Source organism: Actinopolymorpha cephalotaxi (genome assembly GCF_013408535.1).
Lineage (GTDB): Bacteria > Actinomycetota > Actinomycetes > Propionibacteriales > Actinopolymorphaceae > Actinopolymorpha > Actinopolymorpha cephalotaxi.
In genome coordinates, this window is the sequence record NZ_JACBZA010000001.1 from 3,153,947 (window position 1) to 3,170,761 (window position 16,815).

Consider the following 16,815-nt stretch of genomic DNA (forward strand, 5'->3'; position numbering starts at 1 on the left):
CCGCGTCGGTGTCAGCCACCGAAGTTCAGCAGAGCGATCCCGGTCGCGACCACCACGGTCGCCACGGTCCGCCAGCGCCCGAACGGCTCCCGGAAGACGACCGCCCCGATCACCGCGCCGACGATGACGCTGGTCTCCCGCAGTGCCGCCACCGTGGCGAGGGTTCCCACGCTCTGCGCCCAGAGCACGATGCCGTACGCCACCACCGCGCAGGATCCGGCTGCCAGGCCGGTACGCCAGTTCACCCGTACGTCGGCCAGCAGGACGGGGCCGCGACGGTGCACCGCCCAGACCACCAGCAGGCCGCCGTGCAACAGAAACAGCCAGGCGGCGTACGCGAACGGCGCCCCCGACGCCCGCACCCCCAACCCGTCCAGCACCGTGTACGTCGCGATCAGCAGCCCGGTGGTGGCGGCCGCGGCCAGCGCGGGGAGCTCGCTCCGGTGCGGGAGCCCGCGGGCGAACACCAGGCAGCCCAGGCCCACCGAGACCACCGCGACGCCGGCCAGCCCGACCGCGCCCAGCCGCTCACCGACCACCACCGCCGCCACGATCGCGACCACCCACGGCGACATGCCGCGCGCCAGCGGGTAGACCTGGTTGAACGCGCCGAGGCTGTACGACCTCATCAGCGCCACGTTGTAGAGCACGTGCACGCAGACGGAGGCGGCGAGGTACGGCCAGGCCGCCCGGGGCGGCCCACCCACCCACGGCAGCGCCGCCGCACCGAACACCACGAACGCCAGCGACAGCACGGTGACCGCGACCAGCTTGTCGGTGATCGCGTGCGCGAGAGCGTTCCAGGTGGCGTGCAGAACCGCGGCGAGCAGGACGGCGGCGGCGACGGCTGTGGTGGACACGAGGGTCGAGCCTGCCAGTAGGCGTGGACCGCGGACCAACCACAATGCCCTCGCCCACGATGCCGTCCGTCTGGTAGGCAGTGGCCCATGACGATCGAGGTACGCCCGCTCGGCGACGACGCGTGGCAACAGGCGTTCACCATGATGGAGCTGTCGTTCGGGGAGACCTGGCCGCAGGACGCGGCGGAGGTCGAGCGGGCGAGGTTCGAGCCGGACCGCAGCATCGGCGCCTTCGTCGGCGACACGATGGCCGGGCACGCCGCGATCTTCTCGTTCACGATGACCGTGCCCGGTCCGCGGGCGCTGGACGTCGCCGGGGTCAGCCTGGTCGGCGTACTCCCCACACATCGCCGGCGCGGGGTGCTCACCGCGCTGATGCGGCACCAGCTGCACGACCTGCACGAGTCCGGCCGGGAGCCGGTGGCCGTCCTCACCGCTTCGGAGCCGGCGATCTACGGACGCTACGGCTACGGCTGCGCCACCCAGTGGGTGTCCGCCGAGATCAACCGCGCCAAGCGGGCGATGCGCCCGGTGCCCGGCGCGGACGAGGTGACCGTGAGGTACGCCGACGCGGAGAAGTCGCTGGACGTCTGCGCCGGCGTACGGGAGGCGCTCGTGCCCACCCGTCCCGGCTACATGCGGCACAACGAGTCCTGGCGGCGCGGTGAGATCGCCGACCCGGAGAGCGAGCGCGGCGGTGCGAGCGCGCTGCGCTGCGTCCTGGCCGAACGCGGCGGGCAGGTCACCGGGTTCGCGTACTACCGCACCAAGTCCAACTGGGAGCCGGGCGGGCCGAACGGCACCACCATCGTCCAGCGCGTGCACGCGACCGACACTCCGTCGTACGCCGCGCTCTGGCAGTTCCTGACCGACCAGGACCTGATGAGCAAGGTGACCCACCGCCGGCTGTCCCTCGACGACCCGTTGCTGACCTGGATCCGCGACCCCCGGGCCGCGATGGTCACCGTGCGGGACGGCATGTGGGCCAGGCTGGTCGACGTGGGCCGGGCGCTGGCGGAACGGCGTTACACCACGGCCGTCGACGTCGTGCTGGAGGTACGCGACGAGCTGTGCCCGTGGAACGCCGGGCGATGGCACCTGGCCGGTGACGAGTCGGGCGCCTCGTGCGGGCGGGTCGACCGGGAGCCGGACCTGGTGCTGGACGTGGCCGACCTGGGTGCGGCGTACTTCGGCCGGCCGGTGCTGGCTGCCCTCGGTGCCGCCGGTGTGGTCGAGGAACGCACGCCGGGCAGCCTCGCCGCGGCGAGCCGGGCGTTCACCTCCGACGCGCTCCCCCTGCTGGACACGCCCTTCTGACACCTCGCGGGTCATCCGCGCCTGTCCGGCAAGGCGGAGGAGGAGACGCGTAGCGGTGTTCTACGCGCGACGACGACAACGCCGCCGGGCGGGATGCGGGGGCCCGCGAGCTACGGCTCGGGGACGACGTCGGTGTCCTCGTACTCGCGGAGCATCTCGATCCGGCGGGCGTGCCGGTCAAGGCCGGAGAACGGCGTCCGCAGGAACACCTCGATCATCCGGGTGGCCTCGTCCTCGGTGTGCATCCGCGCGCCGACGGAGATCACGTTGGCGTCGTTGTGCTCGCGGCCCAGCCGGGCGGTGTCGAGGTTCCACGCCAGCACGGCCCGGACGCCGGCCACCTTGTTGGCGGCGATCTGCTCGCCGTTGCCGGAGCCGCCGAGGACGATGCCCAGGCTGTCCGGGTCGGCGACCACGCCGAGGCCGGTCCGCAGGCAGAACGGCGGGTAGTCGTCGTCGGGGTCGTAGGTCGCCGCTCCGTGGTCGACCACCTCGTGGCCCTGCTCACCCAGCCAGCCGACCAGGTGCTGTTTGAGTTCGAAGCCCGCGTGGTCCGAGCCGATGTGCACGCGCATGCCGTCGAGTCTGGCAGCCGGGCCGGACCGGCCTGACAGCAGGCGACCCGTGGGCGTGGCGTCCCCCGCGGTCAGGTCCTCACTTCGCCGCGGGCAGCCCGAACGTCTCCCGGTGCAGGCGGTCCAGCGCGACCAGGACCGCGCCGCGGACCACCGGGTTGCCGGGCACGTCGCCGGCCGCGACCTCGGTGGGCAGCGGCAGCCGGTCGGCGAGCCGGCGGGCGACCCGGTCGGCGAGCGCGGGCCCACCGGCCCGGCCGACCTCGCCGGCGAGCACGACGTACCCCGGGTCGAGGACGGCGCACACGGCCACCGCGCCGGTGCTGATCCGGTCGGCGAGGTCGTCGAGGAACGCCTCCGCCGCGGGGTCGTTCCCCTCGTCGGCACGCGCCACGGCGCCGCCGACCAGCCCGGCGAGGTCCTCGACCGAGCCGGTCAGCCCGTGCCGCCGGGCGGTCTCGACCACCGCCGCGCCGCCGGCGACCTGTTGGTACGTACCACCGCCGGCGGGGACGTACGACACCTCGCCCGCACCACCGGAGGCGCCCCGGTGCAGCCGCCCGCCGAGGACCACCGCGACGCCGATCCCGTCGCCCAGGGAGACCAGCGCGAAGGTGTCCCGGCCCCGGGCGACGCCGAGCCGGTGCTCGGCCAGCCCGGCCAGGTTGACCTCGTTCTCCAGCAGCACCCGGGTGCCGAACCGCTCCCGCAGGCCGGGCAGCAGGTTGCCGTGCCAGGTGGGCAGGCTGACCACGAACGCCACGTCACCGGTCGCCGGATCCACCAGGCCCGGGGTACCCACCACGACCATCGCCGGCGAGTCGGCGGGCCGCCCGGCGTCGGCGAGGGCGCCGTCGATCGCGTCCCGGACCAGCCGGTCCGGGGTGACCCGGGCGTCCTGGGCAACCACCGCGGTTCCGACGGGCTGCCCGGTGAGGTCGGTGACCACCGCGCGCACGTGGTCCGGGCGCACCTCCACGCCCGCGACGTGCGCCCGGTCGGCGACCACGCCGTAGAGCCGGGCGTTCGGTCCGCGGCGTTCGGCGCCGGCCTCCCCGACCGGCGCGACCAGGCCGGCCGACTCCAGCCGCTGTACGAGGTCGGCGACGGTGGGGCCGGACAGCCCGGTGAGGGTACGCAGTTGGGTCCGGGTGAGGGGGCCGCGTTCGAGCAGCAGGTCGAACGCCAACCGGTCGTTGATCAGCCGCGCGGTGTGCGGCGAGGCCGTCCGCGGAATGGTTCCACCCCTTTTCATAAGGAACCCTGCCTGTTAATTTCGGTGAAGCTAACCCGCGTCCCGGTGTCCGGTCAACCTTCACCGGACACCGCGTGACCCACTGATCCGACTCCCTGATCCGACTCGGCCGGCACCGGCGCCGCCGCTCCCCCACTCGAGCCACCAACTCCTGCCGTTCTCCAGCGGTGTCGTACTCCGGAGGCCACGTTGTCAGCACGCCCGCGCGGCGCCGGCGGTTCCCTGCCCGCGCAGGAGCCGGCCGCCGCGCTCCCCGATTCCCCGCCGAAGACCCGGCATCCGGTGTCGCTGGCGGTGTTCTTCGGGCTGGTCGGCTTCGTACCGGCCAACTGGCTGGTCCGCGTACCGGACGTGAAGGCGCAGGTCGGCGCGTCGGCCGGCGACCTGGGACTGGCGCTGCTGTGCGGTTCGCTCGGCAGCCTGGCCGCCCTCACCGTCGCCGCCCGGCTCTGCGAACGCTTCGGCACCCGCCGCGTCCTGGTGGTCGCCGGGTTCGCCCTGTGCGCGATCCTCGTTCTGCCCGGCCTGGCCGGTTCGGTCCGCGCGCTCGGCGCGGCACTGGCGGTCTTCGGCGTGGCGCAGAGCACGTTCAACATCGCGCTCAACAGCACCGCGGTGGAGGTCGCCACCGCCAGCGGCAACCCGCTGATGCCCACCCTGCACGGCATCTTCAGCGTCGGCGGGCTCGTCGGCGCCGCGCTCGGCGGCCTGCTCGCCGACCACCTGAGTCCGGTGGTGCATCTCGGGCTGACCGCGCTGCTCGGCCTGGCGGTGACCGCGGTGGCCGGTCCCGCCCTGCTCCGCTCGGGCCGGGCGACCACCGCCGCGGCGGCGGCAGCAGCCGCGGCATCCGGCACCCCGGACGCGGCCTCCGACTCCGACCGGGCGCACGCCTGGCGCCGCGTCCGGTGGGTCGTCCTCGCGTTCGGGCTGGTCGCGGCCTGTACGGCGTTCGGCGAGTACGCCTCGAACAACTGGGCCGCCCTGCACCTGCGGCAGGACCTCGCCGCCACCGCCGCGGTCGCGGGGTACGGCTACGCCACCTACGCCTGCGCCATCGCCGGCGGCCGGTTCCTGGGTTCCCGGCTGATCCGGCGGCTCGGCGAGACGGCCGTCCTGTCCGGCGGCTTCGCGCTCGCGGCGGTCGGCGTCCTCGTCGCGAGCTGGGCGGGCCGGCTGCCCGGTGGCGGCCTGCCGGTCGCGTTCGCCGGCTACGTCGTCCTCGGCCTGGGGCTGGCCAACGTCTACCCGGTCTGCATCAGCCGGGCCGGCGCGCTCGGCGGGCCGCGCGGGGTGAGCCGGATCTCGATGTCGGCCAGCGTCGGCATCCTCAGCCAGGGGCCGCTGATCGGGTTCGTCGCCGACCGGCGTGGGCTGCCGCTGGCCCTGTCCACCGTCGCCGTCCTCGCCGTTCTCGCCGCCGGCGTCGCGTTCGCCCTGCGCGGCTGGACCCGGCCCAGAACCGCCGCACCCACCACCACTGCCGCCGCACCACCCTCGTCCGCCACACCACCCACCTCCGCACCCACGACGTCCGCCACGTCGACCGAACGGAGCAAGCCGTGACCGACCGCTACCAGACCCTGCTCCCCCGACCCGGCTCGGCGACCGCCGCCACCGGCACGTACGAACTCACCGCCGGCACCGGAGTGGTGGAGACGCCGGGCACGGCGGGCATGTCGCAGGTGGTCCGCGAACTCCTCACCTCGCTGCGGCTGCCGCTGCCCACGGTCGCCCAGGCCGGTGCGACCGGCGCGGCCGGTGCGGTGACCCTGCACCTGGAGCCCACCTCGGGCACCGCGGAGAGCTACCGGCTGCGCGTGCACGAGCGGGGCGTCGACATCGTGGTCGCCACCGTCGACGGGCTGGTCAACGCGCTCCACACGCTGCGGCAGCTACTGCCCGACGACACCTGGCGGGCGGCGCCGCGCGCCGGCACCCGCTGGGTGGTCGGGTGCGGCGAGGTCACCGACGCGCCGGCGCTGACCTGGCGCGGCGCGATGCTCGACGTGGCCCGGCACTTCTTCCCCAAGCGGACCCTGCTGCGCTACGTCGACCTGCTCGCCATGCACCGCTACAACCGCCTGCACCTGCACCTCACCGACGACCAGGGATGGCGGATCGAGAGCCGCCGGCATCCCAAGGTGCACCGGGTCGGCAGCCACCGGCCGGCCACCCAGCTGGGCCGGGACCGGAAGGCGGGCCGCGACGACGGTACGCCGCACGGCGGCTACTACACCCTGGACGACCTCGCCGAGATCCACGCGTACGCACAGGAACGCGGCGTCACGTTGGTGCCCGAGATCGACCTGCCCGGCCACTCCTCCGCGCTGCTCGCCGCCCGGCCGGAGCTCGGCGTCGGCGAGCACCGGGTCCTCACCGGCTGGGGCATCTCCGGCGGCGTGCTGAAGCCGCTGCCGGCGACGGTGGAGTTCGTAGCGGAGCTCCTGGACGAGCTGCTGGAGGCGGTGCCCACGCCGTACGTCCACCTCGGCGGGGACGAGTGCGTGATCACCGACTGGGCGAGCGATCCGGAGGTCTCGGCGTACCAGGAGGAACTCGGGCTGGCCGCGCCGATCGATCTGCACGGCCACTTCCTGCGCGCGCTCGGCTCGCACCTGAAACGGCGGGGCGCCCGGATGGTGGTGTGGGACGAGGCGTTCGTCACCGGCGGGCTGCTGGACGACTCGATCGTGATGGCCTGGCGCGGCGACTCGGTGGCCCGCAGGGCGGCCGGCGCGGGGTACGACGTGGTGCGGACGCCGGTCTATCCGACGTACCTCAACTACGACCAGTCCGACCTGCCGGAGGAGCCGATGTCGCAGGGCGGCCCGATCACGCTGCCCGAGGTGGCGGCGTTCGAGCCGGTGCCCGCGGACTGGTCGCCGGCCGAGCGGTCGCGCGTGCTGGGGCTGCAGTTCCAGGCGTGGACGGAGTACATCGCCTCCGAGCGGCACCTGGACTACCTGATGTTCCCGCGGGCGAGCGTCCTCGCCGACGTGGCGTGGAACGGCCGGTCGTCGACCGCGGCCGGCGCCGACGGGGCAGCAAGGACCGGCGGGACCGGCCCGCTCGAGGCCCACCTGGACCGGCTGACCGCGGCCGGGGTGGAGTACCGCCCGGCGGACGGCCCGCACCCGTGGCAGGGCGGCGGCACCGGCGACCGGCGCCGCCAGTCCGGTTCGACGATGGCCGCCGAGATCGAGCTGCACGAGCGGATCTCCGAGCACGGCGACGTGGGCACCGCCTCCACCAGATCCACCTGAACCACCTGACGCGCCGACCCGAGGAGTCCCACCCGTGTCACCCCGCGAGCTCCTGGCCGGCGGCCGCCGGCCGGTCACCCGGCTGTACCCGTTGACGGTGTTCTTCGCCGCCGACGGCGTGCTGTTCGCCAGTTGGATCGTCCGCATCCCCGAGATCAAGAACCAGGTCGGGGCGTCCGCCACGGCGCTCGGCCTGGCCCTGTTGTGCATGACGGTGAGCTCGGCGGCGTCGATGTACTTCGCGGGCGGGCTGTGCGAACGCCTCGGCACCCGCACCGTGCTGGTCGCGTCGTTCCCACTGGTGTGCGCCGGGCTGGTCACGCCGGCGCTGGCGAGTTCGGTGGTCGCGCTCGGCGCGATCCTGTTCGGCTTCGGTGCGATCTACGGCGTGCTGCTGGTCGCGCTCAACAGCGCGGCGGTGGAGATCGAGTCGACGTCCGGCCGGGCGATCATGTCCCCGATGCACGGGCTGTGGAGCGTCGGCGGGCTGGTCGGCGCGGTGATCGGCGGGCTGCTCGCCGCACACCTCACCTCGGTCGAGCACTTCGCGGCGGTCGCGGTCGCGGGCGTGGTGGTCGCGGTCTGTTTCGCCCGGCCGATGCTGCTCACCGGCACCGATCGGGCCGTACGCCCCGACGGCGCCGCCTCGACCGCGACGAGCGCCACCACCGCGGAGAAGGAGGGTACGCAAGGCCAGGTTGCGCGTACGCCGATCAGCCTCGCCGTCGTCCTGCTCGGCGTGGTCGCGTTGTGTACGGCCTACGGCGAGGGCGCCATCGGCGACTGGACGGCGCTGCACCTGCGGGAGAACCTCGGCGCGGCCGCGGGAGTGGCGGCGTACGGCTTCGGCGTCTACTCGGTGGCGATCGCGGCCGGGCGGCTGACCGGCGGGCGGCTGATCGAGCGGCTCGGGGAGACCCAGGTGCTCAGCGGCGGCGCGGTGCTCGCCGCCGCCGGCGTCCTCACCACCGCGTGGGCGGGCAGCCTCGCGGTCGCCTTCGCCGGACTGCTCGCGGTCGGGCTCGGCCTGGCGAACATGTTCCCGGTGGCGATGGCCCGGGCGGGCGCGATCGGCGGACCTCGTGGAGTCGGGCTGGCGTCCACCATCGGCAACACCGGGATGCTGGCCGGGCCGCCGCTGATCGGGTTCCTCGCCGACCAGGTGGGGCTACAGACCGCGCTCAGCACGGTGGCGGTGACGGCTCTGGTCGCGGCGGCCATCGGGCTGGTCCAGCGGTCGCGGCGCGGCCGGGCCGAGGCCGCCGCCGGCTCCCCGGCGAAGGCGGTCGCGGCCGAGCCTGCCCACCGGCGCTGACGCCTCCGACTCACCGGCTGAACACATTTCGGTCACGCTGCGTACTTTTTTCGGCGTTTCAACCTCGTAGAGTGACGTCGTCGTGAAATCTTCGTCCGCGTAGGCAGTCGATCTCTTCCCCATTCGGCTTACCGAAGGTGGCACCACCCGACGGGCTGGTGCCAGGAGGAGTGCCATGCGCGCATCGCGCCGCCGAGCCGCCCCGACGGGCCGGCTCGCCCGGACGGTCCGGATAGTTGCGCTCGCGCTCAGCCTGCCCGCGATCGCGATCGGGGGCCTGAGCCTGCCCTCCGCCGTGGCCGCCGAGGACTCCCCCGGAGAGCCCGCCGGAAGACCCGGCCCGGCCGGGACGACCGGGACGACCGGAGTGCTGGCCCTGGACCGGCCGCGGGTGAGCGAGGACCGCGACGTACGCCACGGCCGGGTCGTCCCCTCGCCCGCACAGCTTCGGGCGGCGCACCGGCTGGCGGCGACGGTGCGGTGGACGAGGTTCGCCACACCCGCCGAACTCACCCGGCCGGACGGTCCACTGGCGACCGGGCTGACCGGCTCCCGGGTCGAGGTGGCCCGCGCCTTCCTGGCCGGCCACCGCGTGCTGTTCCGGATGTCCCCCGGCCGGGTGCGCGACCTCGAGGTCGTCCAGGACGCCGGGCTCACCGACGGGCCCACCGGCCGGGCCGGCGTGGTGACCTTCCGGGAGCGGTTCGGCGACCTGCCGGCCGGAGCAGGTGGCCTGGTCACCGTGGCGGTGGCCGGGGACCAGGTCGTCCATGTCACCTCCTCGGCGTACGGCGACTCCTCTCCCCCGCCGCCCGCGCGGTTGACCCCGGTCCAGGCCTGGCTGCGCGCGGCCGCCGAGGTCGGGCGCGCGGTCGGCCCCGGCTCGGTCGGCGTGCTCGACCGGCCCGGCGACCCGCGCCGGTGGACGACGTTCACCGTGGTGGGGATGGCGCAGGCCCAGCAGGCCAGGCTGGTGGCGGTCGGCGTGCCGCGGCGGGGAGTGCGACCGGCGTACGAGGTGAACGTCGTCGATGTCCAGGGCGGGGAGGCGTTCGCCGTCACCTCGTTCGTGGACGCGGTGACGGGCACGGTGCTGGTACGCCACCACCGGGTGGACCATCTGGGCATCGAGGGCACGGGCCGGACCGACAGCTCGGAGGTGGCGGAGAACTCGGAGGTGGCGGAGAACAACGCCGCCCGCACCGCGCCCGCGTGGTACGACCTGCTCCGTTCTCCGGTCGGCGTCCTGCGCACCGCCGCCGGTCCGGGTGCCGGGTTCACCGACAGCTGGCGCCGGTCCCGGTGCGCGTCGGCGGCCCTCGTCCCCGGTGGCAACGACGTCGGCGCGGCCGTCGCGAACGTCTTCTCCCTGCACACGCGCCTGCACGAATGGACCTACGCCCTCGGTTTCGTCGAGGGCCGGGCCAACCTCCAGCAGGTCAACCGCGACAGCCGCGGCACCGGCACCTCTACCACCCCGGGCGGCCTGGACGGCGACCGCGAACTCGGGCACGTGCAGACGGCGGCGGTCAGCGGCGGCTTCCCGATCTTCACCGGCCGCAACGGCGCCCACCAGGTGACGCTGCAGGACGGGCTGCCCGGGATCGCCGGTCACTACCTCTTCCAGCCGGTGGCCGCACGGTGGTACGGCCCGTGCGTGGACGGAGCGTTCGACGCGGGCGTGGTGGCCCACGAGTACGCGCACGCGATGGCCAACCGGCTGGTCGGCGGGCCCGACGCCGGCATCACCACCGTCTCCGGCCGGGCGGTCGCGGAGGGCTGGGCCGACCTGGTGGCGGCGGAGTTCCTCGCCGAGACCGGCACGAGCACCGGCCCGTCGACCGATCCGGACCCCGACTCGATCACCGACTCGACCACCGGCTCGACCACCGGCACGGCGATCGGGGCGTACGTCGCGGGCAACGATCGGCGCGGCGTCCGGAACTACCGGGTCGGCGCCGGCCCGCTCAACTACGGCAACCTCGGCTACGACCCGGCCGGCGGACTGGCTGCCGACGGGGAGATCTGGTCGGCTGTCAACTGGGACGTCCGCCGGGCGCTGGTCCGCAAGTACGCCGCGACCGCCCCGCCCGATGACCTGGCGCTGCAGCGGGCCTGCGCCGCCGGAGACCTGCCCGTCGCCCGATGCCCCGGCAACCGGCGCTGGATCCAGCTCGTCGTGGACTCGATGTCGCTGCAGCAGAGCAGCGTCTCCATGCTGGCGGCCCGGGACGCGCTGCTGGCCGCGGACCGGCTGCGGTTCGGCGGCGCCGACCTGCCCGAGCTGTGGACGGCGTTCGCTCGGCGCGGCCTCGGCGCCCGGGCCACCGCGCCGAGCGGGGACCGTCGCGGCGAGCCCGACTTCACCGTGCCGCGGTTCGTCCGTCCCGCCGGCGCGCACGGACAGCTGGTGATGGCGGCGATCTCCCGGCCGTACGGCAGACCGGTCACCGATGCTCGCGTTCACATCGGGGCGTACGCCGACCCGTCCACTCCGGTCGCGGACACCGATCCGGCGACCGCGCGCGGGATGACCGTGCGGCTGCTGCCGGGACGCTACGAGCTCACCTGGAGCGCACCGGGCTACGGCATGGGGCACACGAACGTGACGGTGCGGGCCGGTCGTACCCGCTACCTCACCCTCTACCTGAACCCGAACCTCGCCTCGGCGGCCAACGGCGCGCGGGTCCTCCCCGGTGCGCACGGTGGGACCGGCGGGCCGGTGCTCGTCGACGACCGGGAGGCCACGGCGTGGTCGGTGACCGGGCGGCGACCGGACGCCCGCGGTGTGACGGTCACGGTGGACCTGGCCGGCTCGGCACCTCGCTGGGTGCGTTCGGTGCGGGTCAGCGCGGTGACGGCGAACCGGTTCGCGGCCCTGCGGAGATTCGCCGTGGAGACCTGCGCGCAGGTGCGGGGCGGGCCGCCGTGCGCCGGACCAAACGGGCGCTGGACCCGGATCTTCGTCTCGCCGGCCGGCGCGTTCGCAGCGGAGCGGCCCCGGCCGGTGCGGCCCGGCCTGGGCTTCCGCGACTTCGACGTACCCGACCGGCGGGCCACCCACCTGCGGCTGGTCGTCCTGGACACCCAGTGCACCGGGAACCCGGCCTATCGCGGTGAGCAGGAGGCCGACCCGCTGGCCACCTCGAACTGCCTGGCGTCCGCCGAGGTCGGCGACGCCGCGGTGGCCGAACTGATGGTGTACGGCGCGGACCGGCACACCCGGCACGCTCCCACCCGGTCGGCGGTGTGGAACTGATGCCGACCCTGAAGGCGAGGTCGAGGGTGGACCTCAAGCTGAGGGTGAGACTTCAGCTCTGACAAACGCTCCCGGGGCCCTGGCCTGCGCTCGGACGCCCAGGGTCCCGGGAGGCACCAAAGGTTCGGATTCCACGGCTGTGCGGTCCCGGGAGGCACCAACAGTTCGGCTTCTCCCGGGCTATGCGGTCCCGGGAGGCACCAAACAAGCTCAGTCGAAGACCGGCCCGCGGGTACGGCTGCGCTTCAGCTCGAAGAACCCGTCGGTCCCGGCGACCAGCCGAACGCCGTCCCAGAGCCGGCCGGCGTCCTCCCCGCGCGGGATCGGCGAGACGACCGGGCCGAAGAACGCCGTGCCGGCCACGCTGATCACCGGCGTACCGACCTCGTACCCCACCTGGTCCATGCCCTCGGCGTGGCTCTTGCCCAGCGCCTCGTCGTAGTCGGTGGACCCGGCGGCCTCGACCAGCTCGGCCGGGAGTCCGGCGGCCACCAGCGCATCCTCGTACGTCGCGCGCTCACGCGGCTTCTTCTCGTGGTGGAAACGGGTGCCGAGCTCGGTGTAGAGCCGGCCGAGCACCTCGCTCACGTCGGCGCCCTCCTGCTCGGCCCGCTGCGCCGCGGCGATCGCGATCCGCACCGGGCCCCAGGCGCTGTCCATGGACTTCTTGTAGTCCTCGGACAGGTCCCGCCCGGAGTTCAGGACGGCCAGGCTCATCACGTGCCAGCGGGTGCGCACCGGCCGTACCTGCTCGACCTCGAGCATCCAGCGGGACGTGATCCACGCCCACGGACAGATCGGGTCGAACCAGAAGTCGGCGGTCTCGAGCTGCTCGGCCATGCCTGCTCCTCCTTGTGTTCTGACGCTCACGGTGTTCGTCCGCTCACGGCGCCGTACCGCGTCACGGCGGTCCGCGCCGTTCAACGGCGACGATGACGACGATCAAAGCCCCGAACGAATCCAACCGCCCCGGCCCGGCCGGCATTCCCCGATCGCCGCGTCCGCGACGTGTCCTGCCCGATCTCGGTCGCCGCCGCCGCGGCATGCGTGGAAGGATGGCCGGCATGCCAGGCACGAACCTCACCCGCGACGAGGCCCGTGAGCGCGCCCGTCTCCTGTCGGTCGACGGTTACGACGTCCACCTCGACCTGACCTCCGCCACCGACCAGCAGGCACGGACGTACTCGTCCACGACGGTGCTGCGCTTCACCAGCACCGAGTCCGGCGCGAGCACGTTCGTCGACCTGATCGCCCCCGCGGTCCGCGAGGTCACCCTCAACGGCCGTTCGCTGGACCCCGCCGAGGTCTACGACGGGTCCCGGATCACGCTGACCGGCCTCGCCGCCGACAACGAGCTGCGGGTGGTCGCCGACACCGCGTACATGAACACCGGTGAGGGACTGCACCGGTTCTTCGACCCGGTGGACGGGCAGGCCTACCTCTACACCCAGTTCGAGGTGCCGGACGCCCGCCGGATGTACGCGACGTTCGAGCAGCCCGACCTGAAGGGCACGTTCGCGCTGACGGTCACCGCGCCCAGCTCGTGGCGGGTGGTGTCCAACTCCCCCACGCCGGAGCCGGAAACCGCGGGCGAGGGTGTCGCGGTGTGGCGCTTCGAGGCGACGCCGCGGATCTCGACCTACATCACCGCGCTGGTCGCCGGGCCCTACCACGTGGTCCGCGACACCTACACGGGTACGCACGCCGAGATCCCGATGGACGTCTACTGCCGCGCCTCGCTGGCCGAGCACCTGGACGCCGAGGAGATCTTCGACGTCACCAAGCGCGGGTTCGAGTTCTTCGAGGAGCTGTTCGACTACCCCTACCCGTTCGCGAAGTACGACCAGCTGTTCGTGCCCGAGTACAACATGGGCGCGATGGAGAACGCCGGCTGCGTGACGATCCGGGACGAGTACCTCTACCGCAGCCGCACCACCGACGCGTCGTACGAGGCGCGCGCGGTGACGATCCTGCACGAGCTGGCGCACATGTGGTTCGGCGACCTGGTGACCATGCGCTGGTGGGACGACCTGTGGCTGAACGAGTCGTTCGCGACGTACGCCAGTGTGCTGTGCCAGGTCGAGTCGACCCGCTGGTCGCACGGCTGGACGACGTTCGCCAACACCGACAAGACCTGGGCCTACCGCCAGGACCAGCTCCCCTCGACCCACCCGATCTCCGCCGACATCCGCGACCTGGCCGACGTCGAGGTCAACTTCGACGGCATCACCTACGCCAAGGGCGCGAGCGTCCTGAAGCAGCTCGTGGCCTGGGTCGGCCGGGAGGAGTTCTTCGCCGGGCTGCGGCACTACTTCAAGGCCTTCGAATGGCGCAACGCCTCGCTCTCGGACCTGCGTGAGGCGCTGGAGGAGACCAGCGGCCGCGACCTGGACTCGTGGAGCCGGGAGTGGCTGGAGACGGCCGGCGTCAACACGCTGCGCCCTGAGTTCGACGAGGACGCCGAGGGCAACTTCGGTTCGTTCGCGGTGCTGCAGTCCGCGATCGCCGAGCAGCCCACCGTGCGCTCGCACCGGGTCGCGGTCGGGCTGTACGACCTCACCGGCGAGGGCCTGGTCCGCCGGGACCGGGTCGAGCTGGACGTCGTGGGCGAGCGCACCGAGGTACCCCAGCTGGTGGGTGCCCGCCGTCCGGACCTCGTACTCCTCAACGACGACGACCTCACCTACGCCAAGATCCGGCTGGACGACCGGTCGCTGTCCACGCTGGTCGACCACATCGGCGACCTGACCGAGTCCCTGCCGCGGTCGCTGTGCTGGACCGCCGCGTGGGACATGACCCGCGACGCGGAGCTGGCGGCCCGCGACTACCTCGCGCTGGTGCTGAGCGGGGTGGGCAGGGAGCCGGACATCAACGTCGTCCAGCTGCTGCTGCGCACCGCCGCCACGGCGGTGGAGATGTACACCGCGCCGGACCGGCGGGAGGAGGCGCGCCGGGCGTTCGCCGCGGGCGTGCTCGCCCTGGCCCAGGACGCCGAAGCCGGCAGCGACCACCAGCTCGCGCTCGTACGATCGTTCGCCGCGGCGGCCATCGACGAGCACGCCGGCTACCTCGGCGACCTGCTCGAGGGCGCGGTCGTGCTGGAGGGCCTCGCCGTCGACGCCGAGCTGCGCTGGCTGCTGGTGCAGAACCTCGCCCGGCTCGGCGCGATCGGCGACGACCGCATCGACGCCGAACTCGAACGCGACGCCACCATCAAGGGCCAGGAGGCCGCCGCGCACGCCCGGGCGTCGATACCCACGGCGGAGGCGAAGGCCCGCGCCTGGGAGATCGCCGTCGACCGTGACGACGTACCCAACCAGACGCAGTTCCGGACCATCCGCGGTTTCTGGCAGCCGGCCCAGGAGGAGCTGCTCGCGGAGTACGTCGACCGCTACCTCGACGCGGCCGGCTGGGTCTGGGACCGCAAGGCCAACGAGATGGCGCAGTACGTCCTGATCGGCCTGTTCCCGCGTCAGCTCACCACGCAGGACACGGTCGACCGGGTGCGTGCCTGGCTGGAGGAGAAGCAGCCGGTGCCCGCCGTGCGCCGGCTGGTCGAGGAGGGCGTGGCCGACATCGAGCGTGGGCTGCGGGCGCAGGAGCGCGACGCGCAAGCCTGAGTTGACACCCGCCGAACCCTTGTACTGCTGAGGGTCCGGGCCGCGCTTCTCGGGCCGAAGTGTGGAGACTAACGGGGGTTATGACACCCGTAAGTCTCCACACTTTGAGTCCCAGACGGACACCGGTCTGGCGCCGGCCCTGCGCGTCTTGTCGCGCCGCAGACCTCGCCCACGTCGGAACCCAGGCAGCGCCCGCCCACGCCGGAACCAGGCAGCGCCCCGAGAATCAACCGCGCGACCTCGCGCGCGTCGAAGTGTGAAGACCTACGGGGGCCATGACCACCCGCGGGTTTCACACTTGCGGGGTCGGCCGGCTGCTCGGAACCAAGTGTGGAGACTAACGGGGGCTATGACACCCGTAGGTCTCCACACTTCCTGGCCGCAGTCCCCGGAAGTCCACCCAGCGTCGGAGTCACGTCGACTTGATGCTCAGGGGCGGGCGCCGGGCGCCGACGCCGCCTCGAGGTAGGAGGGGACCTCGCGGTCGACGTACGCACCGACAGCGCGGTCCAGCTCGGCCGGCCACGGCACCCCGGCCGCGGCCAGCGTCGCCTTTCCGACGAACCGCCAGGCCAGCGCGGTCGCCCGCATCGCGGTGATCAGCGAGGCCGGCTTGCTCGCGGTGAAGGCGGGCAGGCTCTCCAGCACCGCGCGCTGTTCCGGGGTGAGCTTCGCGCTCCACCGCTTGATCCCCATCGGCGGCAACGGCTGGTTGGCCGCGACGAACAGGTCGTACAGCATCTGCTGGGCCTGCTGGACGCCGACACTCACACACAGCCAGTCGCCGCGCGCCATCATCGCGGGGAAGATGGCCTGCTGCCGGAAGAACTCCTCGACCAGCCGGGCCAGCTGTTCGGTGTCCGGGCCCGGCCCGGGCTCGGGTGCGGGCACCGCGGCGGCCAGCCCGTCGCGGTCGAGGACGGCGAGCCGGTGGCGGTACGGCGTCCCGGCCAGGCCGGAGACCCGCTCGGTCACCACGTCCAGCCGCAGGCAGTCCGCCGTCGTGACGTAGAACGCGCCGGGAGCGAACGGCAGCGCCCGGGCGATCAGCGTCGGGGTGACGGTCGCGAGCCAGTCCCGCCACGACTCGGCGAACCCGTCGAAGTCGTCGTCGCGTACGGCAAGAAGGACGTCCAGGTCCGACCCGGCGTCGGCGTCACCACGGGCCAGCGACCCGGACAGCCACATCGCCCGGATCCGTTCGTCGGCGTCCACCACGTCGTACAGCCGCCGATAGAGCTCGGCGTACCCGGCGGGCAGCGGATCGAGTGCTGCGGGAATCGACATGCCAGGGGCGACCATGGTGATGGCTCCTCGCTGGGTCAACTGCTGGGGGTCAGCTGCGGAG

Annotated in this window: 11 protein-coding genes; 6 read left to right on the forward strand and 5 right to left on the reverse strand. The window is 73.4% G+C overall.

Annotated features, from left to right (window positions below; translation table 11 throughout):
* Positions 1-11: 11 nt before the first annotated feature.
* Positions 12-860, reverse strand: a complete 849-nt coding sequence (locus FHR37_RS13960; RefSeq protein WP_092883422.1) for a DMT family transporter — start codon at positions 858-860, stop codon at positions 12-14.
* Between the two features lie 87 nt (positions 861-947).
* Between FHR37_RS13960 and FHR37_RS13965 the strand changes: the two genes are divergently transcribed.
* Entirely contained in the window at positions 948-2,177 is a 1,230-nt protein-coding gene (locus tag FHR37_RS13965) for a GNAT family N-acetyltransferase (RefSeq protein ID WP_092883423.1), read from the forward strand.
* 110 nt (positions 2,178-2,287) lie between these two features.
* Here FHR37_RS13965 and FHR37_RS13970 read toward each other — a convergent pair whose 3' ends face one another.
* Both FHR37_RS13970 and FHR37_RS13975 read right to left on the reverse strand, forming a co-directional pair.
* Positions 2,288-2,752: a ribose-5-phosphate isomerase gene (locus tag FHR37_RS13970; RefSeq protein WP_092883424.1), complete on the reverse strand. Its 465-nt coding sequence runs from the start codon at positions 2,750-2,752 to the stop codon at positions 2,288-2,290.
* Between the two features lie 79 nt (positions 2,753-2,831).
* Complete coding sequence (locus FHR37_RS13975) at positions 2,832-4,007, reverse strand: ROK family transcriptional regulator (RefSeq protein WP_092883425.1); 1,176 nt, start codon at positions 4,005-4,007, stop codon at positions 2,832-2,834.
* A 189-nt stretch (positions 4,008-4,196) separates the two neighbouring features.
* Between FHR37_RS13975 and FHR37_RS13980 the strand changes: the two genes are divergently transcribed.
* The 4 genes from FHR37_RS13980 (at position 4,197) to FHR37_RS13995 (ending at position 11,847) form a co-directional block, all read left to right on the forward strand.
* Entirely contained in the window at positions 4,197-5,573 is a 1,377-nt protein-coding gene (locus FHR37_RS13980) for an MFS transporter (protein ID WP_092883426.1), read from the forward strand.
* Positions 5,570-7,273, forward strand: coding sequence for a beta-N-acetylhexosaminidase (locus tag FHR37_RS13985; RefSeq protein WP_175542506.1), 1,704 nt, complete (start codon positions 5,570-5,572; stop codon positions 7,271-7,273). The genes FHR37_RS13980 and FHR37_RS13985 overlap by 4 nt, the downstream gene beginning before the upstream one ends.
* 34 nt (positions 7,274-7,307) lie before the next feature.
* On the forward strand, positions 7,308-8,588 hold the full coding sequence (locus FHR37_RS13990; protein WP_092883427.1) for an MFS transporter: 1,281 nt from the start codon (positions 7,308-7,310) through the stop codon (positions 8,586-8,588).
* Between the two features lie 175 nt (positions 8,589-8,763).
* On the forward strand, positions 8,764-11,847 hold the full coding sequence (locus tag FHR37_RS13995) for a M36 family metallopeptidase (RefSeq protein ID WP_092883428.1): 3,084 nt from the start codon (positions 8,764-8,766) through the stop codon (positions 11,845-11,847).
* A 210-nt stretch (positions 11,848-12,057) separates the two neighbouring features.
* Here the strand turns inward: FHR37_RS13995 and FHR37_RS14000 are convergent, their stop codons facing one another.
* A complete protein-coding gene (locus FHR37_RS14000; protein WP_092883429.1) occupies positions 12,058-12,687 on the reverse strand; it encodes a mycothiol-dependent nitroreductase Rv2466c family protein in 630 nt (209 codons plus the stop codon).
* A 224-nt stretch (positions 12,688-12,911) separates the two neighbouring features.
* Here FHR37_RS14000 and pepN point away from each other — a divergent pair, with 224 nt between their 5' ends.
* Entirely contained in the window at positions 12,912-15,467 is a 2,556-nt protein-coding gene (gene pepN, locus FHR37_RS14005) for an aminopeptidase N (protein WP_092883430.1), read from the forward strand.
* A gap of 429 nt (positions 15,468-15,896) precedes the next feature.
* Here pepN and FHR37_RS14010 read toward each other — a convergent pair whose 3' ends face one another.
* Positions 15,897-16,769 (reverse strand): aminoglycoside 6-adenylyltransferase, encoded by an 873-nt coding sequence (locus tag FHR37_RS14010; protein WP_139238941.1) that lies wholly within the window; start codon positions 16,767-16,769, stop codon positions 15,897-15,899.
* Between the last annotated feature and the right edge of the window lie 46 nt (positions 16,770-16,815).

Coding starts and splice junctions, on each gene's coding strand:
- pepN (WP_092883430.1), top strand. CDS start 12,912: ATGCCAGGCACGAACCTCACCCGCGACGAGGCCCGTGAGCGCGCCCGT.
- FHR37_RS14000 (WP_092883429.1), bottom strand. CDS start 12,687: ATGGCCGAGCAGCTCGAGACCGCCGACTTCTGGTTCGACCCGATCTGT.
- FHR37_RS13995 (WP_092883428.1), top strand. CDS start 8,764: ATGCGCGCATCGCGCCGCCGAGCCGCCCCGACGGGCCGGCTCGCCCGG.
- FHR37_RS13970 (WP_092883424.1), bottom strand. CDS start 2,752: ATGCGCGTGCACATCGGCTCGGACCACGCGGGCTTCGAACTCAAACAG.
- FHR37_RS13965 (WP_092883423.1), top strand. CDS start 948: ATGACGATCGAGGTACGCCCGCTCGGCGACGACGCGTGGCAACAGGCG.
- FHR37_RS13975 (WP_092883425.1), bottom strand. CDS start 4,007: ATGAAAAGGGGTGGAACCATTCCGCGGACGGCCTCGCCGCACACCGCG.
- FHR37_RS14010 (WP_139238941.1), bottom strand. CDS start 16,769: ATGGTCGCCCCTGGCATGTCGATTCCCGCAGCACTCGATCCGCTGCCC.